Origin of the sequence: Candidatus Methanomethylophilus sp. 1R26, assembly GCF_001481295.1 — an archaeon.
Taxonomy (GTDB): domain Archaea; phylum Thermoplasmatota; class Thermoplasmata; order Methanomassiliicoccales; family Methanomethylophilaceae; genus Methanomethylophilus.
Genome location: NZ_LOPS01000014.1, coordinates 1 through 17,795, shown reverse-complemented (window position 1 = coordinate 17,795; position 17,795 = coordinate 1). Strand labels below are relative to the sequence as shown.

The window sequence follows — 17,795 nt, the reverse complement described above, 5'->3', positions numbered from 1 at the left end:
CTGCAATGTGCCAGGCATGCGCCGGATGCCCGCATCCGCCCCGATGGTCCTGTCCCGGTGCGCGCATAGTTTACGCGCGCGCCAGATGCCCTATCGATCGAAATGGTCGACGAGCAGGCAATCAGGAAGGCCCAGGAACAGTACGGCGCCCTCCTCAGGCAGCAGCTTGAGAGGGTCGAGAGGCTGAAGAACGAACCGGATTGGACGGACTACTCCAAGCTGGACAAGCTCATCATCGGAGTATGCGGAGGGGACGGCATCGGCCCCTATATCTGCAAGGACGCGGAGAAGGTCCTCGAGTTCCTCCTGGCCGACAGGATCGCGGCCGGGAAGGTCGAGATCAGGGACATCGACGGCCTCACCATCGAGCACCGTGTGGAGACCATGAAGGCGATCCCCGATGACGTCATGGAGCAGCTGAAGCAGTGCCATGTCATCCTCAAGGGCCCGACCACCACCCCCAAGAAGGGCGACCCTTGGCCCAACATCGAATCCGCCACGTCGCCATGAGGAAGCAGCTCGACCTGTTCGCCAACATCCGCCCTGTCAAGGTCCCGGAGCTCGGCATCGACTGGAGGTTCTTCAGGGAGAACACCGAAGGGTCCTACGCCGTCGGCTCCAACGGTATCAACGTCACCGACGACCTGGCCATCGACTACTGCGTGGCCACCACCCAGGGGACCGAGAGGATCCTCAGGGCCGGGTTCGACTATGCGAAGAAGTCCGGCGCCAACTACGTCTCCGTCATCACGAAGGCCAACATCATCAAGACCACGGACGGGAAATTCCTGTCCATCGCCGAGAAGGTCGCCAAGGACTATCCCGAGGTCAGGTGGGACGACTGGTTCATCGACATCACCACTGCCAAGCTCCTCGATCCCGCCCGCAGGTCCAACTTCCGTGTGTTCGTGCTCCCCAACCTGTACGGGGACATCATCACCGACGAGGCGGCGCAGATCCAGGGCGGCGTGGGCACCGCCGGGTCGGCCAACGTCGGCAAGAGGTACGCCATGTTCGAGGCCATCCACGGGTCCGCGCCCAGGATGGTCACCGAGGGCCGCGCCAAGTACGCCGACCCCTGCTCGATGATCAAGGCCGTCGCGATGATGCTCGAGCACATCGGCGAGACCGAGAAGGCCAGGAAGCTCGACATGGCGCTCGATGTCTGCGTGCAGTTCGAGAAGAAGCTGGTCATGACCGGCAGGTCCACCGGCGCCACCGGCGAGGAGTTCGCCCAGTACGTCATAGAGACCGTGCAGAGGCCCGATCTCGAGAAGGCCTGGAAGGCGTACGTGGACGCAGCCGCTTCCAAGCTCTCGGCCTGAGGCCCGGCAGCTGAGGGGCCCCTCGGGACCTCATATTAAACCTTTTCTCCAACCCCCTTCCATTTTCGCGGTTAAGTTTTTCTATCTTCCGAACAGGCCAGATCAGTTGGATGGGTTTCAAATATAGTTTTGTTACATTCTAGGCATGTTTAATATAATCCAACTCCGCTTGGATGGGTGGTAATCCGATGTACTACTGCAGACTGATGATCGACCGCAGCATGCCCTATGAGGAGCACCCGTGCCGCAGGCTGATCCCCATCCCGGAGGAGCGGATGTATCGATACAGGTCATCAAATGCTCATCCACGAGCGCCGGCGAAGGCATCTCCATGATGAGGGTCATAACCCAGGACAAGGACGCTTTGGAAGAGGGCGTCACCAAGACTGACCTGGGCGAGTGCAGCATAGAGAGGATCAGCTCCACCCATTACACGGCGATGATCACCAACCACAGCTGCTTCATCTGCTCGCTGATCAGCAAGAACAAGTGCTTCCTCATGTCCTCGGTGCCGCTGGAGAACAACCTGGTGGAGTGGACCATCGTCGGCCCTGATTCCTCAACCGTCCACGGCCTTATGTCCGCTCTCCGCGACTACGGGTACAGGATCAAGTTCCTCGCCGGAGGGAAGTTCGGTGACGAGATGACCCTCACCCCCAAGGAGGAGAAGTACCTCAGCGAGGCCTATGCCCGCGGCTACTACGCCGTGCCCAGGAAGATGGACCTCGATGAGCTCTCCGGCATCCTGGGATGCTCCAAGTCCACTCTCAACGTGGCCCTCAGGACCGCCGAGCGTAAGATCATCTGCTCCTATATCGAGGGCACCGACAAGTCGTTCCGCGGGAAGAACTGAACCGCAGGCTCCTGCAGCACGCTTTTATAGCCCTGCGGATCGTTCATACTGACGATCCCATGACGGACGTCAGGACGGAGAACGAGGTAAAGCTCTATGCGGATTCGGGGCCGTTCGTGTTCTCGGACGACCCGGGCCCGGCCCTGCAGAGGCTGCGCTCGGTCATCGCCAAGGAAGGTTTCAGATGCGGCGGCGCATCGGTGAGGAAGCACACCGATACCTATTATGCCGATCCAGGGGACACGTTCGCGGACAGGGGCATCGTCCTGCGCTTCCGCGACGAGGGCATGACCGGCTATGTCACGGTGAAGATACCCAGCATCAGGAACGGGATGGGGCTCTCCCGCCGCGAGGTCGAGACCAGGGTGATCAATTCCCCGGGGTTCGACAGGATGAAGGCTCTGGAGGACCACGCCCGGAACTACCTCGGGACCGAGGACATCGATCCGGTGCCGAGGCTGATCGCGGAGATAACGAGGTGCGAGTTCACGGCGGAGTCGGACGTCAGGAGATACACCGCCGACTTCGACAGCGTCGTGTATGTGGACCCGCGCACCGGCGCCAGGTCCGCCCCGGTCTGCGAGCTGGAGTTCGAATCGCTCGATGAGGCGATAGCGGACGACAGGATGATGAAGCGCCTGGTCTACAGGCTCACCGAGGACTATCTGTTCGATGAGGAGCGGATGTCCAAATACGTCCGCGGCCGCGAATGGATAAGATCGCTGGGACATGACCGGTGATGCGTCCGGCCCCTGTTACCCGGCCGTGCACGTCCGGCTCAGCGGATGAAGTTCGTGAACACCTTGGGCCCGAAGGACGGCATCGCCACGCCCGCCTTCCTGCCGGCGTCGATGCATTTGAGGATCCAGGCGATGTTCCCGCCGAGGATGCGCATGTTCTGCATCCCCTCGAGGTCCTGACGGACCTCATCGGGGGTGTTCCCGTGGACCTGGTTCCAATAGCTCGCCCCCGGGACGATCATGCTGCTCATGAGGTAATACTGGTTGAGACGCTCGAAGGCGGCGCTGGCTCCTCCTCTGCGGCAGGACACGACGGATGCCGCCGCCTTGCCGGCCATCCTCCCGCGCCGGCATAGAACAGCCTGTCCATCCAAGCCGTGAGCTGCCCGTCTGGCCCGGAATAGTAGACCGCGCCCCGAACACGAAACCGTCGATCGTGTCCAGTCTCCCGAGGACATCGTTGACGGAATCATCCCGGATGCATACGTCCCCGCTCCTCCTGCAGTGCCCGCAGGCGGAGCATCCGTGCACGGCGCCCTTCCCGATCCACATGATCTCCGTCTCTATCCCGTTCTCCTCCAAAGCGCCGGCGGCCTCCTTCAGCGCGGTGTACGTGCACCCGTGCTCATGGGGGCTGCCGTTTACCAGCAATACCTTCATGGTTCTCCTGCTCCTTCCTGCTGCCGAACGGGCCTCTCTTTATTTTAGTCTTCGGGCGCGTTCATACGAACGCGTGCGCCAGCTCGGCGGCCTTGGCGGGCCATCCGGCCTTGTCCGCGTCGGACGCCTCCATCACGTTCCCGGCGAGGACCTTCCCAACGACGTTCCAGTTCAGGAGATCGCAGGATTTCTCGATGGGGTCCACCAGGCAATCGAAGGTATCGGCCTCGTCATCTCCGGCCGCGGCGATGATGCCGACCTTCTTCTCGCCGACATCGAAGCCGAGCCCGCTGTAGCAGTACATCCTGTCCATGATGAGCTTGAGGTTGGCGGTCATGGAGAACCAGAAGACCGGGGAGGAGAAGACCACGCCGTCGGCGTGCCTGATATCCTCGGCGATGGGGTTGAAGTCGTCCTTCTGGATGCAGGGCTTGCCGCCGGCGCGGTAGCAGGCGTTGCATTCCTTGCAGTCGCGGATGTTCAGGCTGAACATGTTGTACCTGTGCACCTCGATCCCGAGCTTCGCGGCCTCCTTCTCGAAGGCGTCGATCATCGAAGCGGTGTTACCCCGGGGACGGGGGCTGCCGTTGAGAATCACGATATATGTCATCGTCCTCCCCTCCGTTTTCCGGGATACATAAACGTTCGCATGCGGCAGGCGGAAGGCGCGTGGCAGGCACATACGGGGAGGGGAACGTTTCCCGGCGGAAACCGTCCGTATTTATAGGTGCGCGCAGGTCAGCCGGCCCATGAGCAAACTGTCCGGATACTTCCATCCGACCGAATCGGACCCGAGGAAGCTCCTGATCACCTTCATCGGGGCGTTCGTCGGCATCGCGGTCACCGCCTGGGCCGACCTCGAGTACAACGACCCCTATCTCGTGACGTCGTTCGGCGCCACCGCCGTCCTGGTCTTCGCGGTCCCCGACGGCCCGCTGTCCAAGCCCAAGAACGTCTTCTTCGGCCATCTCTTCTCCGCGTTCATCGGCGCCGTGTGCGTGATACTCCTGGGCGTCGAATGGTACTCCATCGCCGCGGCCGTCTCCATCGCCATCATCGCGATGGTATGCACCGACACCATCCATCCGCCCGGGGGAGCTACCGCCCTGACCATGGTCTTCAGCAACTATGACTCCCTCTGGTACATCGTGAGGCCTGTCATGATCGGCATAGTGTTCCTGATGATCGTCGGGTACATCTGCAGGAGGGCGCGCCTCTGGTGCGACGCCCATCCCCCGGAGGCCGCCGATTGAGCGGCCCGGTGCTGCTGCTGATCGATGTCCAGCGGGGATTCGTCTCAGCGAGGACGGAGCACGCCGTTCAGCGCATCAGGGACCTGCTGGACTGTCCGTTCGGGACGGTCGTGGCCACAAGGTTCGTCAACGTTCCTGGGTCCCCGTACCGGGAGCTCATGGGCTGGACCGGCATGTCCTCCCCGCCCGACACCGACCTCCTGGATTTCGTGGAGGAGAGGGCAGATGCGGTCATCGAGAAGCACCTTTACACAGCGGTCGGGGGCAGGCTGCTGGCACTCCTGCAGGAGCGCGGGGCGGGAACGGTTTACATAGCCGGGTTCGACACCGACTGCTGCATCCTGAAGAATGCCGAGGACCTGTTCGAGAGGGGGATCCCCTGCAGGGTCCTCATGCATTACACGGCCTCCAACGGCGGCCCGGCCAGCGAGGATGCGGCCAGGACGGTGCTGATGCGCTCGATAGGCAGCGCAGGCGTCATAGACGGTCCGATAGGCCCGTCCGACATATGAGCCAGCCACCATGATCCAGAGCGGACGGGGCGTGCGTGCCCGGAAAACACCGCCGTGACGGATGAAAACTGCGATCGAGTGGGGCTGCCCGGATTTGAACCGGGGTCAATAGGTCCCGAACCTACAAGGATACCAAGCTACCCCACAGCCCCATAGCCACGGGTTGAACACTCGGATTCGCTCGTCTGATAAAAGCATTTGCTTCGGTCGAGGGAGAATCCGCATGTCTGCGTGCACTATGTACGTTGATTGACGTATTTCTGGCGGGAACAGTATTTTTCAGACTGGCACCTTTTTATAACAAATGAACGTGGGGATTCGTCGGTTATGAAGGGAATAATAATGGCGGCCGGCAGGGGCACCCGTCTCTATCCGGCCAGCCAGCACATCTCGAAGATTCTCCTGCCGATCTACGATAAACCGATGGTCTACTATCCGCTGTCCGCGCTGATGAGCGCGGGGATCACCGAGATTCTGATGATCGTCAGTAAGGACGACAGGGCATATTTCAAACGGCTCCTCGGCGATGGGTCCCAGTTTGGGATCGAGATAAAGTTCGCGGTCCAGAAGACGAGGCGCGGCATCGCTGACGCTTTCATCCTGGGTGAGAAGTTCATAGGAGGAGGGAATGTTGCCCTCGCCCTCGGCGACAACATCTTCTGCGGGGACGAGATGGACGAGCTCCTGGCCGAGGCGATGTCCAACGACGGCGCTACGATATTCTGCAAGAAAGTGGAGGACCCTGAGAGGTTCGGGGTAGCGGAATTTGATAAAGACGGGAAAGTCCTGTCCCTCGAAGAAAAGCCGGCTGAGCCTAAGTCCAATATGGCTGTGACCGGCCTCTATTTCTATGATAAAGACGTCGTAAAATACGCTAAAATGGTCAGTCCATCGGCCAGAGGAGAGCTTGAGATCACCGACATCAACCGGATGTACATGAAAGCCGGGAAGCTCAAAACGATCGTCCTGCCGGACAGTGTTGCCTGGGCCGATACCGGGACCTGCGATACCATGTTGGAAGCCGGCAATTATGTGCATGACACTGAGAGGACCGGCCGTGCGCTCGTAGGATGTCCTGAGCAGGTGGCGCTGAACCGCGGATACATCACTAAGAAGCAACTTCTTCAGTGGGTTTCTAAGTTCAAGGAGACTCCTTATTACAGTTTCCTCAGGGATCTCGCTCAGTCGGAGCGATTCTGAAATGGACGCGGAGCCCGCCCTCGGGGCCATCGAAGACGCGGAGGCTATAGCCTTCGATATTTTCGATACGCTGATAACTAGGCCTTTCATGAGGCCGAGGGATCTCTTCCTGTACCTTGAGAACGAATTTTCGATATCGGGGTTTGCCGAAGCAAGAATCGATGCCGAGCATGAGGCAAGGAAAATCGACCGCGAGACAGACTTGGACGGAATCTATGACTGTATCGACGAAAGATACAGGCCGATGAAGGACACAGAGATTGAGGAGGAGATAGCATTATCTTTCTCCGACCCGGCTGCGAAAGAATTGTACGAGAGGATGAGGAATCTAGGGAAGAGGATAGTCCTTGTCTCCAACATGTATCTTCCTCCGGAAGCGATCGGGAAGATATTGGATCATTGCGGCTATGCCGGATGGGAGAGGATGTTCGTCTCCTGCAAGGAGAAGAAGTCCAAACGCAACGGGCTGTATGCAGAGGTACTGGGATATCTGGATATTGATCCCGAAAAGGTCACGGTCATAGGGGATTCCAAAGACGATGATTTCTCAGTGCCTATATCGCTGGGAATGGAAGCATACCGCTGGTCTCCTATGTCGGAGAGATATTTTCTGTCACATCCGAAGGAGGCGAAATACTTCAGGAAATACCCCGGATACTCCGCTTCCGCGATCGCAGCGATGGACATGCTGTTCCAAGGAGAGAAGAACGAATCGTACTGGCACTGTGTCTCACGCCGGTTCGGGGGAATCATATGTACAGCCTTCGCGCGGTTCATAGAGGATAATGCCGGCGATTCGCAGAAAATGTTCTTCCTGTCCCGTGATTCTTATCTCGCGATGAAGGCCTGGGAAGAACTGTACGGGAGCAGGGACCACGGATATCTTCATACATCGAGGATGATTGCCAAAATCTTCGGGTTCCGGGACTTTTCAAACAGAGATACGGCAGTATCCATGATGCATTATCTGAATGAGACCGGGATACCTGAGGGGATGCAGATTCCTGGCCCTCGGCAGTGGAAGGCATTCGTTTCGGAAAACAGAGATGAAATCGAGAGGGTCGCCGATGCCGGACACAAGAGGTTCGGCTGTTAGATCGAGGATATGGCCGAGGGCGCGGACAAGATCATGGTGATAGATGCCACCACGATGAAATACACATCCCAGAGGGATATACAGGCATATTTGGCACACAAGGCCGTGAAGGGATGCTACTATGCTGTGACTGGGAAAGGAGGGCCCGAGCATGTCACATTCTGCGACCGTGCGGAACAGCGGCTGTCCTCCTCATACGTGAATCTCACAGAGTTCTTCATGGGAAGCGGAGAACTGCCGCTGGCCGACATTTCGGAAGAGGGGAAGCCTGTTTTCTGCAAGAAAGCACCGGATAACGAGAGAAAGAGGCGTGATGTATATCCTCAGATCGAATCCGGCGCAATGGAATGTGTCAGATTCTGGAAGAGCGTGTTCGGATGCCGCATCCCCAAACTGGATCCTGAAGCCATCGACGGGTGGCTGGATGTTCTAATGGCCGAAGAGCATGGGAATGACCCAGATAAGCTTTCAGGCATGAGATGGGCCGTCAACACTCAGCATACGAAAACCCGCCCGCTCATCATCAGACGGACCGACATCCCTGTGCTGGCACTTTATAAAGCAATCGAGAGGCTATCCTTTTCTAAACGTCGGAATTGACGGTGTGCCAGTACGAATATAACTTATGGGTGTTAGATAATCATTATGTGTTAGAGTGTTAGATATGGTTATTAACATGCAGATGTTAATCTTCTCAAAACAGCGGGAGAGTGTATGACGCGCAAAATGCAGTTCCGCACCGATTCCCTCAACAAGATGTCGTCCGAGGTATCGGGTTTCGTCGACGACCTGTCCCAGGCGGTAGAATCAAAGACGGGTATCGCGAAGAAGTACAAGCATATCCTAATCTGCGGTATGGGGGCCTCAGCCATCGGAGGGAGGATCTTTGCTGATTCCATGTACTATGAATCCGGCATCACCGTCTACATCGCTAAGACCATGGCTCTCCCGAAGTGGGTGGATAAAGATACGCTCTTCGTGGCCTGCAGTTATTCCGGGAACACGGTCGAGACCCTCTACATGTATGATCAGGCTTTCGAAGCAGGGTTGGATGTTGTCTCTGTCACCCAAGGAGGCAAACTTCTTGCCTGTACCAAGAAAAACGGCAATCCCCTCGTCATGATCGGAGGCGATGATATGCAGCCTCGCAGTGCCATAGGATGGTTCATCGGCACCTTGGCCGCAGTCATCGAGGATGCGGCGGACCTGCCCTCAGGCAGCAGATAAGGGACATGATCCCCCGCCTTCGGGAATATCAATCAGGGATCGAAGATGAGAATTCCGAGGCATGGAATGTTGCCAACGCCGTGGATGGGAAAGTGCCGGTGATCTACGGAACTCCTGATATGGAGGCCGTTGCCGTCCGCATGAAGAACCAGCTCAACGAGAATTCCAAGATGGTAGCGTTCTCCGGAGTCCTTCCGGAGTTCAACCACAACGAGATTGTCGGCTGGTATGATGACCGTCAGCGGAGGAACTTCATTCCTATCGTGATCAACGATAACTCCCTCGAGGAGATCGACAAGATGGTTCACGCAACCACCGATGTACTGTCGAGCAGAGGGCTCAGGCCAGTATATATCGAGACCTGCGGGGAATGTCTGCTGGAGAGGATGATCTTCGGCATTATGGTCGGAGATCACATCTCTCTGTATTTGGCGGCCATCAGAGGCGTAGACCCCTGCAATGTCGACCCTATCACCGATATCAAATCAAGAATCAAAGGAGTATTCTCCAAGCGCATGTTTCAATGATGTGCCAAGGGCCGAGATTGGATAATCCGGTCCGCATTTTCATTGAAATCCGCGCTCTTGATTTCCGTGCGCTCACGCGATGAGATAAATGACTGAAGGAAGAAACAAACTCGTGCACGGTGCAATGATACACCTGCATGAACTGTACGGATCGCGTACGGTCCTCCATTCGCTGATTTATAACAACCTTTTCGGGCGTTATAGGAATTCTGCTTTGGGATTTGCATGGAATTTCGTCGTCCCGCTCATGATGATCTGCGTCTACTACGTGGTTTTCACGGAAATCCGCAGGTCAGAGATTCCGGATTTCATAGTTTATGTCTTATCGGCCATGTTCCCCTTCACATTTATGACCCAGAATCTTACCGCGGGGGCTGCTGCCGTCACAGGGAACTCGGGGATGGTGAAGAAAATGTACTTCCCGAGGGAGATATTGATCCTTGCTCAGATCATCAGCTCATTCATCATCATGCTGATAGGATATATCACGAGTTTCATCTTGATAATAGCGACCGGGTACAGCCTGGATCCCGTATCGCTCCTATTCATGCCGCTGATCCTTCTGCTGGAACTGATCTTCACCACAGGATACACGATGCTGTTCTCTGCCGCTAATGTATACTGCCGCGATGTGCAGTACATTCTGAATTCCATCAGCATGGTGTTCTTCTTCCTGACGCCCATGTATTTCTCGGCAGACCAGGCCACAGGCATCCTGAGCACCATCATCTGGATCAATCCCTTCACTTATTATATCGAGGCATTGCACAGCGCTGTGTATTTCGGGGAATCGCCTGATGCAGGGGTGTTGCTGGCCTGCTTCCTGATAGCCTTCACCGCTCTGGCTGTCGGATATGCCGTATTCCGCCGGCTCAAGCGCGGATTCGCCGAGAGGCTTTGAAATGGATCCCAAGAACGCTATCGAACTGAGGAATGTATGCAAGAGTTTCAAGATCGAGGTTGCCGATGCCGATAAGAAACCCGGACTGCTGAATAAAACTCCGACTAAGACTGTAGAGAACAAGGTCATCGATGACATTTCCCTCGATGTAGGCAAAGGGGAGGTCCTGGGGATCATCGGCAGGAACGGAGCTGGGAAGAGCACCTTGCTTTCGATGATCGCCAAGATAATGGAGCCCGATTCCGGGACCATCAAAAGGGCAGGGAAAGTCGCTTCCATACTGGAGCTCGGTATGGGATTCAATCAGGATATGTCAGGGAGAGAGAACATCTACCTGAAAGGCGAACTGTACGGATTCACCCGGAAGGAGATGGATTCCAAAGTCGACAGCATAATCGATTATTCCGGGATAAGGAAATACATCGACAATCCAGTGAGAACATATTCTTCAGGCATGTACAGCAGGCTGGCATTCGCGATAATGGTCAATGTGGATTCAGACATCATGCTGGTGGACGAAATACTCAGTGTCGGTGACGCAGTTTTCCGTATCAAAACACAGCAGCATTTCAAGAAGCTTGCAAAGAGCGGGAAGACTGTTCTATTCGTGTCACATTCGATCAGAGATATGGCAGAGATGTGCACCCGCGTTGTCTGGATCGAAGGCGGGAAGATCTTCAAGGATGGGAAGGCCAGAGATGTCTGCGCCCAGTACGAGTTCATGATGTCCGAGTCTCCAGACATTATCTTCGATTCTGCGCAATCCGGAGATGCGGAATCCCAGTACAGACTGGCCATGATGTACAGGGACGGCAACGGCACGTTCGGCAAAAGCGAGGAGCTCTACCGCGAATGGATCAGGAAAGCTGCCGAACAGGGTCATTCACAGGCTCAGGTCGAGTATGGCGACATACTCGAGCACGAAGGGAAAAGAAACGAAGCTGTGCCGTTCTATCAGTCGGCGGCCGACATGGGGAATAACGACGCCAAACTGAGGATTTCCTCTGCCGGTCCGCAGGACAGTTTCCGCATCGAACTCAAGAGGGCCGCTATCACGATAGGAGAGCAGGGGGATCCCTTAGATCAATTCAGATGCGGAGATATAATCCTTAAACTGGCACTTTCCAACGATGACCGCAGGGAAGCATTCTCTTGGTTCTCCAAGTCTGCTGATCAAGGCTATCTGCCGGCTATGCAGCAGGTCGCATTCATGTACCGTGACGGTGCGGGAACTTCAAAAGATCTCAAGAAGATGGAGATGTATCTGACCGAAGCCTGTAACAGAGGGTTCATGCCTTCGATAACGCTTCTTTCCGACCTGTATTTCCGTGGGAGGGTCATTCCGAAAAACGATGCCAAAGCTTTCGCGCTTTACCTGAAAGGGGCGGAACTGGGAAACGGGAACTGCATGTACCAGACCGCTGTGATGATGAGGGACGGTGTGGGAACGGAGGTAAACTTGGAGGGATCTAAGAAATGGTTCTCGCTCTTCTCCCTCTCATCTCTCGGATGGAACTGCATACAGATTGCAGACAGGATGAGGTTATGCAGTAAGGCCGATCTTAATCTCATCGGGAAATGCTATGAATCAGCAGCCGCTCAGGGTATCGCTCCGGGTGCAGGGAACGAGATTAACTTATCCCTTGCTGCAGGAACAGACGATTGGAAGCCGCTGATCGAGAGGATGAGGTTCCTGGCAGAGAATGGGAATACCGACGCTATGCGGAGATGGGAAACTTCTATTATTCCGGTGTCGGAGTCGAGAAAAATTATCCTGAGGCTCTCAAATGGTATTTGTCGGCCGCTGCCGTTCTGGATTCCTGGAGTATCAACCGTCTCGGGGAGATGTATCGGGACGGGAAAGGGACCGATGCAGACATAGTGAAAGCCAGGGAAATGTTCGTCAAGGCGTCCAATTACGGTAACATCGCAGCATTGGGGAACATCATCGACCTCTACGCTTCCGGTCTCTCGGACGACCGCAAGATGTTCGAAGATGCTCTTGCAAAGATGATCTCTGTAGGAGATGCAGGAAGCATCGACGCATGCAATCGGATGGGAAATCTCTATTTCAATGGGACAGGTGTCAGAAGGGATCGTATAAAGGCGGCGGAATGGTATGGGAAATCCTCCAAGATGGGAGACTGGTGGGCACGTAGCAGGTTAGATTCCATGAAGGAGTGATATGCGGACGCTTGCTTATGATAATTCGGGCATATATGTGCCAGATAATCAGAGGTTGCGCCTTTTCTTCTCCCACTCATAAGCGGTACAGATGCTGTCTGTCAGTGTGCGTTTCGGTTTCCATCCGAGGATGCTTCTCGCCTTCGTACTGTCTGCAATAAGGATGTCGGGATCTCCTGGGCGCCGTGCCGTTTCTTTCAAGGGTATCTTCTTTCCGATTATTCTCTCGCATTCCGAGAAGATTTCCCTTACTGTGCTTCCATTTGCGGTGCCTAGATTGAAGCAATCCGTTCTTCCATTCTTTGCAAGATATCTAAGTGCCAGAACGTGGGCGTCTGCGAGATCTTCTACGTTTACATAATCGCGAATGCAAGTACCGTCGCGGGTATCATAATCAGTTCCGAACAGACGGAATTCCTTTCCGTCTTCGAATGAAGATCTGATGATGTTTGGAATCAGATGAGTCTCTGGGTCATGCCATTCGCCGCTGCGTCCTCTGGAATCTGCGCCCGCAACGTTAAAGTATCTCAGAACAACAGATTTGAGCCCGTAGGCTGTATCATAATCGGAGAGAATATTCTCAACAAATAGTTTTGTGCGACCGTACGGATTGATTGGGTGCTGCGGATGTTTCTCATCGATAGGAATGTATTGGGGGTTTCCGAATGTTGCTGCCGATGACGAATAAACAATCTTCTTTATTCCGTTCCTGATCATCGTGTTGAGAAGATTAATCGTTCCTATGACATTGTTAACATAATATTTTTCAGGATTTCTCACTGACTCTTCGACCTGCGATGAGGCAGCAAAATGAATAACAGCATCAATATTATTTTTCCTAAAACACTGTTCAATTTCTTTTGGGTTCAGCAGGCTGCCGTCCACGTCCTCGATGATTCTTCCTCTGCTTTGGAATTTCATCAGACGTTCAGAGATTTCAGAATGGCCAGTAGAACGATTATCCATTATTACAACATCGTATCCGGAATCAATCAGAGCCAGAACACATTGAGATCCGATGTAACCGTCTCCGCCAGTTACCAGGATTGCCATATCTGAGATTATGCACTCATGTGGTTTAACGTTTGAGTCAGATTCCCCCATGTAGTATTTTTATGGAGCCCCAGTGTTCTTAAACTCTCCAGGTAATCTATCCTGGCCGGGTTCTAAATTCAGCCAGTAAATTATGGCAGCCGCTTTGGCGGAATCAAAGGCTTTCCGGTAACGCGGAACAATAATGAACAGCTGTTCCAGACGTCGAAAAAAGCTAATTTTGCCGAGAAATTTTCAATGGATCTTGGGTTCCATCAACAGCTGGATTCTCTCTCGAAGCAAATATTTATTGGGCTGTCCAATATTGCATACCCAGGTTGGTTATCGTGGCTGATGTGCTTGTTAGCGTAATTGTGCCTGTGTATCAAGTAGAGAAGTATGTTGAACGCTGCGCTAATAGCATCATGTCTCAGACGTATAAGAACCTCGAGATAATATTCGTCGACGATGGCTCTTCCGATAGATCATGCGAGATAATCGAAGAACTCAAAAAGTCAGACAATAGGATAAAAATCGTACATCACAAAAAGAATAGCGGCTTATTCCAAGCGCGCATAACAGGTGTGCAAAATGCATCTGGAAAATATTTGTTGTTTGTCGACTCTGACGATTGTATCTCGGTAGACTGGGTTAGGTTACTGGTCGATAAAGCCGAATTGGAATCGGCCGACGTAGTTCTCGGCGACTTTGTTCTGTTATATCCAGATGGTTCCAAGAAATATCATTCCTTGGATCCAATCAGATGCCAGGATATTCATCTCGTTGGAGATGAAATTCTTGATGCTTTCATGTGCCAGAGTGGCCATTTCTATGGGTGGCATACCTGCTGGAACAAACTTTATTCTGCAGAATTATGGAAGAAGATACTTCCTGATTTGACAGAGTTCTCTAACAGGGTTGGAAAGGTCGTCATGACCGAAGACATCGCGTTCTCTTCTGCTGTATATACCAATGCGACAAGAGTTGTGAACGTGCATAATTCTTACTATTGTTACTATAAAGGTAACGACAGTAGCACTGCTAGCACTTTGAAATGGAGTAAATTGAGTCGTGATCTGGCTAATGTGAAGGAGGTTTTTTCCTTCTTCAGAAAACAACTTGAGAAAAAAGGATTGTTTTCAAAATACGAGAATTATTACAATGAATGGCTCAGTTTATATGGTCGGATATGGTGGGAGAAATTCGATAAGATCAGTGCGCCCCTTGTCGACAGAGCCAAAATTCGCAAAGAGATTCTCTCGGATTTTCATATGGATGAGGTGTCTGTGCAAGAGCCATCTGATTACTTCCTCTATACTCAACTGACTGATTTGGCTCCTAGCAGCACGTGGTACGATGATATCAAAAGATACATCGCGTTAGACTGGTGTAAAGTAGTCAGTTTTGATATTTTCGATACATTGGTCATGCGCCCGTTCTTTTATCCGACAGATCTCTTTGTTTTGTTGGATGGGCCGTATCGCACTATGACATCCTGCTCATCTCAAGTGTTGTTCTCGAAGATGAGGGTGGACGCCGAAGTTATGGCGAGGGAGGATCTTATCAATTCTGGCAGTCAGAATGAAGACATCACTATCGACGATATTTATGCAAAATTGGGAGAATATTTCTCAATACCCAGTGAAGTTCTGAATGAGATCAAGGCATTGGAAAAAAGCTTGAGATCAGATATTGCTACCCTCGGAAAACTGGAAAGGAATTGTTCAGTCTGGCCAAGGAACTAGGAAAAGAAGTGGTCTTCATCTCCGATATGTATCTGGATGAAGATACCGTCAATGCTATTCTCGAAAAATGCGGATATTATGGATATAACCTGTATCTTTCAAGTTCGAAAGGTGTTACTAAGTTCACTGGGCACCTCTTCTCCTCATTCATTGAGGATATGGGCATAAACATTCCTTCTACCATATGTCATATCGGTGACAATTGGCAGTCTGATGTCACATCGCCATCTAAACTGGGAATAAAAGCGTTCCAGCTTTGTAAAACGACCGATATGCTTACGAATTCCAATCCTGGAATCTATTCTGGAGATCTGTATAGGAATTGTATGTATCCGAAAACTGCCTTTTATGATTCCATCCAAGGTTTCAAATCGTATTTCGGGACTAGATGTTTCTGGGCAGTAGTGGCGAACAAGATATTCGATAATCCCTATGTGAGCGTGAAAAAAGGTACAGATTTCAATCAGAACCCGTTCTATCTGGGTTATTGTGCCCTCGGAATGCATATGCTTGCCATTTCGAAATGGATCTGCGAATCAGAGAAACGCTCCGGGGTGAAACGTACAATTCACTTTGTGGCGAGAGATGGATATCTGCCGAAAAGATTTTTCGAAGTCTACAACTCCAATCCTGACACAGGTATCGACTATCTACATGTATCCAGAAAAGCCCTTCTCACAGCGGATATGGGGTCGCCTTCCGATCTATATTCAATTTATTACAAAATGAATATTCTCAATGTATCTCCAAATTCTTTGGTCGATGCGCTGTCTCCGATTTTCGATGATTCTATTCTGAAAAAATAAAATCGGAGATAATGGAAATCTATGAAAATCCTGATAATAAATTCTCCGATAAACGTTCCTATGAAGAGTTCATAAAGTTCCTTATCGACAACTATTCCAGTCAGATGGACTTCGACTTCAAGGATTCCAGATACAGAAAGTTGTTTTCCAAGCGTGTTTACAAGGGGGATGCGATATTCGATGTGGGGTATGGAGGACGTACAGAGGCATCTTTGTCTCATTTCCTGGGATTCCCGGTAAATTCTTATTATATTCATACTAATTCGGATGTTGCGGATCAAAGGGAATCCAAATATGGATTCTCTATCAATCTATTCTACAATCATAAACCAGCAATCACGGGTGTCATGAGGGAACATTTGATGATGGATATGGCGCCATCGACGATTGGTTATGATTTTGATGCAGAGAAACCGATTTTCGATGATTATGAGATAGATTATCCATCATATATCATGACGAAGATCGCTCAGGATGCTGCAGTCCAATTTGCCAAAGATATAAAGGATCTGTTTGGCAGCGATCTCGATCTTTTGTACAGCCGTTCTGATGACCTATCCGTACCATTTGAGCACTATCTTCATTCATCAGCCCAAGATGACCGTCAGATATTCGGCAATCTGACTTTCGAAGACAATCTTGGCGAAGGTAAGGTATTCAACGCAGTAGATTTCTGGAACAATGATATTTCCCGCGTGGCTAAACAGCGCAATTGGCAATTGTCTTCCAGTGAAACTGCGCAGACTGTTTACATTAGTGGAGAACCTGAGTTTGATGAAAAATCTGCTCCTGGGCGCATTGCTAAGAAATTCTATAACTTCGAGAGGCTATTATATAGGAAGTTTCTGAAAGAATGATCGTATATCTCAGTTCAATCTGCTCTGTTGATCATTCCCTCTACCTGGGCCAATTCATTATTGGCCCACTCCAATCCTTGATCAGCCGCTTTCTCCAACCATTCAGCAGCTTTAGTTAAATCCTTCTCTACTCCGCGCCCTTCTTTGTATGCACGACCGATACGAACCTGAAGCTGAGCGTTGCCTTTTTCAGCCAATGGTAGTGCAATATTGATCATCTCTGTATATGACTCCTGTGTTCCAATCTCCCATAGAACGTCGAAAAGATTCCAATTTGCCCATTCAAGCCCTTGTTTTCTTGCCTGTCTAAGGAGGGACGCGGCAATTCCCAAATCTTTTCTAACTCCTTTTCCTTTAAAATATGCAATACCAAGTTGAGCGATAGATGTGCTATCACCTCTGACAGCTGTCTTCGATATTGCATCAATCATCATGTTGTATGATCCGCTCGTACCGATGTCCCAGCAGACATCAAATATTGAATTGCAAGATCCTCCTCTCCCGAGTTCAAGCCCTATTTTTGCCCATTCAAGGGCCGCATTCAAATCTTTATGTAGTTTGATTCCAAAGCGATAATGATGGCTTATTTCCAACGAGTTGTCAAAGAATATTTTCTTTATTTTATCGGATAATCTACTATTGCGATAAAGTATGATTAGCCATTTAAGAAGTTTATCCGTGTCTTTGAAAGGTTGCAATAATGCTTGGCCGCCATAATTTTCAAGATTCGTAATTTTCTCAATCGCATGCAGAGTTTCATCGGTGATCAATACGAATCCCATGCTGACAATAATGTTATTTTTCACAATAATTATCGCTTCGCACTCATTATGTTCATTTTATGATCAATTAAAATTTTTTAATTTGTACAAGTAGG

General features: G+C 51.8%; 17 protein-coding genes, 1 tRNA gene and 4 pseudogenes. 17 read left to right on the top strand and 5 right to left on the bottom strand.

Annotated features, from left to right (window positions below):
• Positions 1–102 precede the first annotated feature (102 nt).
• The 3 genes and pseudogenes from AUQ37_RS02855 (at position 103) to AUQ37_RS02845 (ending at position 2,918) form a co-directional block, all read left to right on the top strand.
• Positions 103–1,325: pseudogene (locus AUQ37_RS02855) on the top strand (isocitrate/isopropylmalate family dehydrogenase).
• Between the two features lie 241 nt (positions 1,326–1,566).
• On the top strand, positions 1,567–2,178 hold the full coding sequence (locus AUQ37_RS02850; RefSeq protein WP_058747328.1) for a helix-turn-helix domain-containing protein: 612 nt from the start codon (positions 1,567–1,569) through the stop codon (positions 2,176–2,178).
• 59 nt (positions 2,179–2,237) lie between these two features.
• Positions 2,238–2,918, top strand: coding sequence for a CYTH domain-containing protein (locus AUQ37_RS02845; protein WP_058747327.1), 681 nt, complete (start codon positions 2,238–2,240; stop codon positions 2,916–2,918).
• A 38-nt stretch (positions 2,919–2,956) separates the two neighbouring features.
• Here the strand turns inward: AUQ37_RS02845 and AUQ37_RS13425 are convergent.
• Together AUQ37_RS13425 and AUQ37_RS02835 are read right to left on the bottom strand one after the other, a co-directional pair.
• Positions 2,957–3,578, bottom strand: a pseudogene (locus AUQ37_RS13425) (flavodoxin family protein).
• Positions 3,579–3,639: 61 nt separating this feature from the next.
• Positions 3,640–4,188 (bottom strand): flavodoxin family protein, encoded by a 549-nt coding sequence (locus AUQ37_RS02835; protein WP_058747326.1) that lies wholly within the window; start codon positions 4,186–4,188, stop codon positions 3,640–3,642.
• Between the two features lie 139 nt (positions 4,189–4,327).
• Here AUQ37_RS02835 and AUQ37_RS02830 point away from each other — a divergent pair, with 139 nt between their 5' ends.
• Complete coding sequence (locus AUQ37_RS02830) at positions 4,328–4,831, top strand: HPP family protein (protein WP_058747325.1); 504 nt, start codon at positions 4,328–4,330, stop codon at positions 4,829–4,831.
• On the top strand, positions 4,828–5,343 hold the full coding sequence (locus AUQ37_RS02825) for an isochorismatase family protein (RefSeq protein WP_157844261.1): 516 nt from the start codon (positions 4,828–4,830) through the stop codon (positions 5,341–5,343). The genes AUQ37_RS02830 and AUQ37_RS02825 overlap by 4 nt, the downstream gene beginning before the upstream one ends.
• Positions 5,344–5,422: 79 nt before the next feature.
• Here the strand turns inward: AUQ37_RS02825 and AUQ37_RS02820 are convergent.
• Positions 5,423–5,495 (bottom strand) — tRNA-Pro (locus AUQ37_RS02820).
• A gap of 175 nt (positions 5,496–5,670) precedes the next feature.
• Here AUQ37_RS02820 and rfbA point away from each other — a divergent pair.
• The 9 genes and pseudogenes from rfbA to AUQ37_RS02785 all read left to right on the top strand — a co-directional run bounded on the left by rfbA (position 5,671) and on the right by AUQ37_RS02785 (position 12,478).
• Positions 5,671–6,543, top strand: a complete 873-nt coding sequence (rfbA, locus tag AUQ37_RS02815; RefSeq protein WP_058747323.1) for a glucose-1-phosphate thymidylyltransferase RfbA — start codon at positions 5,671–5,673, stop codon at positions 6,541–6,543.
• A gap of 1 nt (position 6,544) precedes the next feature.
• Positions 6,545–7,639: a hypothetical protein gene (locus AUQ37_RS02810; protein ID WP_058747322.1), complete on the top strand. Its 1,095-nt coding sequence runs from the start codon at positions 6,545–6,547 to the stop codon at positions 7,637–7,639.
• A gap of 33 nt (positions 7,640–7,672) precedes the next feature.
• Entirely contained in the window at positions 7,673–8,239 is a 567-nt protein-coding gene (locus AUQ37_RS02805) for a hypothetical protein (protein WP_157844260.1), read from the top strand.
• A gap of 114 nt (positions 8,240–8,353) precedes the next feature.
• The gene (locus AUQ37_RS12020) at positions 8,354–8,866 is read left to right on the top strand and encodes a hypothetical protein (protein ID WP_235584853.1); all 513 of its coding nucleotides are present in this window, start codon (positions 8,354–8,356) and stop codon (positions 8,864–8,866) included.
• A 5-nt stretch (positions 8,867–8,871) separates the two neighbouring features.
• Positions 8,872–9,393 carry an SIS domain-containing protein gene (locus AUQ37_RS12015; protein ID WP_235584852.1) on the top strand — a complete coding sequence of 174 codons (522 nt, stop codon included), beginning with the start codon at positions 8,872–8,874 and terminating at the stop codon, positions 9,391–9,393.
• Between the two features lie 88 nt (positions 9,394–9,481).
• A complete protein-coding gene (locus tag AUQ37_RS02795) occupies positions 9,482–10,294 on the top strand; it encodes an ABC transporter permease (RefSeq protein ID WP_082662371.1) in 813 nt (270 codons plus the stop codon).
• Positions 10,248–11,681: pseudogene (locus tag AUQ37_RS12010) on the top strand (ATP-binding cassette domain-containing protein); the annotation flags it as partial. The gene AUQ37_RS02795 and the pseudogene AUQ37_RS12010, both read left to right, overlap by 47 nt.
• Positions 11,682–12,022: 341 nt before the next feature.
• Positions 12,023–12,169 (top strand): annotated as a pseudogene (locus AUQ37_RS13420) (hypothetical protein); the annotation flags it as partial.
• A 6-nt stretch (positions 12,170–12,175) separates the two neighbouring features.
• Complete coding sequence (locus AUQ37_RS02785; RefSeq protein WP_058747318.1) at positions 12,176–12,478, top strand: tetratricopeptide repeat protein; 303 nt, start codon at positions 12,176–12,178, stop codon at positions 12,476–12,478.
• Positions 12,479–12,526: 48 nt separating this feature from the next.
• Here AUQ37_RS02785 and galE read toward each other — a convergent pair whose 3' ends face one another.
• Entirely contained in the window at positions 12,527–13,531 is a 1,005-nt protein-coding gene (gene galE / locus AUQ37_RS02780) for a UDP-glucose 4-epimerase GalE (RefSeq protein WP_058747317.1), read from the bottom strand.
• 326 nt (positions 13,532–13,857) lie between these two features.
• Here galE and AUQ37_RS02775 point away from each other — a divergent pair, with 326 nt between their 5' ends.
• Genes AUQ37_RS02775 through AUQ37_RS02765 form a run of 3 tightly spaced genes read left to right on the top strand, consistent with a single transcriptional unit; the run spans position 13,858 to position 16,918 of the window.
• Complete coding sequence (locus AUQ37_RS02775) at positions 13,858–15,255, top strand: glycosyltransferase family 2 protein (RefSeq protein ID WP_157844259.1); 1,398 nt, start codon at positions 13,858–13,860, stop codon at positions 15,253–15,255.
• A gap of 8 nt (positions 15,256–15,263) precedes the next feature.
• Positions 15,264–16,061: a hypothetical protein gene (locus tag AUQ37_RS02770; RefSeq protein ID WP_058747315.1), complete on the top strand. Its 798-nt coding sequence runs from the start codon at positions 15,264–15,266 to the stop codon at positions 16,059–16,061.
• Between the two features lie 11 nt (positions 16,062–16,072).
• Positions 16,073–16,918 (top strand): hypothetical protein, encoded by an 846-nt coding sequence (locus AUQ37_RS02765; protein ID WP_058747314.1) that lies wholly within the window; start codon positions 16,073–16,075, stop codon positions 16,916–16,918.
• Positions 16,919–16,932: 14 nt separating this feature from the next.
• On the opposite strand, the gene AUQ37_RS02760 is transcribed toward AUQ37_RS02765, so the two are convergent.
• Entirely contained in the window at positions 16,933–17,700 is a 768-nt protein-coding gene (locus tag AUQ37_RS02760) for a tetratricopeptide repeat protein (RefSeq protein WP_058747313.1), read from the bottom strand.
• Positions 17,701–17,795: the final 95 nt, after the last annotated feature.

Coding starts and splice junctions, on each gene's coding strand:
- AUQ37_RS02845 (WP_058747327.1), top strand. CDS start 2,238: ATGACGGACGTCAGGACGGAGAACGAGGTAAAGCTCTATGCGGATTCG.
- AUQ37_RS02835 (WP_058747326.1), bottom strand. CDS start 4,188: ATGACATATATCGTGATTCTCAACGGCAGCCCCCGTCCCCGGGGTAAC.
- AUQ37_RS02830 (WP_058747325.1), top strand. CDS start 4,328: ATGAGCAAACTGTCCGGATACTTCCATCCGACCGAATCGGACCCGAGG.
- rfbA (WP_058747323.1), top strand. CDS start 5,671: ATGAAGGGAATAATAATGGCGGCCGGCAGGGGCACCCGTCTCTATCCG.
- AUQ37_RS02810 (WP_058747322.1), top strand. CDS start 6,545: ATGGACGCGGAGCCCGCCCTCGGGGCCATCGAAGACGCGGAGGCTATA.
- AUQ37_RS02805 (WP_157844260.1), top strand. CDS start 7,673: ATGGTGATAGATGCCACCACGATGAAATACACATCCCAGAGGGATATA.
- AUQ37_RS12020 (WP_235584853.1), top strand. CDS start 8,354: ATGACGCGCAAAATGCAGTTCCGCACCGATTCCCTCAACAAGATGTCG.
- AUQ37_RS12015 (WP_235584852.1), top strand. CDS start 8,872: ATGATCCCCCGCCTTCGGGAATATCAATCAGGGATCGAAGATGAGAAT.
- AUQ37_RS02795 (WP_082662371.1), top strand. CDS start 9,482: ATGACTGAAGGAAGAAACAAACTCGTGCACGGTGCAATGATACACCTG.
- galE (WP_058747317.1), bottom strand. CDS start 13,531: ATGGCAATCCTGGTAACTGGCGGAGACGGTTACATCGGATCTCAATGT.
- AUQ37_RS02765 (WP_058747314.1), top strand. CDS start 16,073: ATGGAAATCTATGAAAATCCTGATAATAAATTCTCCGATAAACGTTCC.
- AUQ37_RS02760 (WP_058747313.1), bottom strand. CDS start 17,700: ATGGGATTCGTATTGATCACCGATGAAACTCTGCATGCGATTGAGAAA.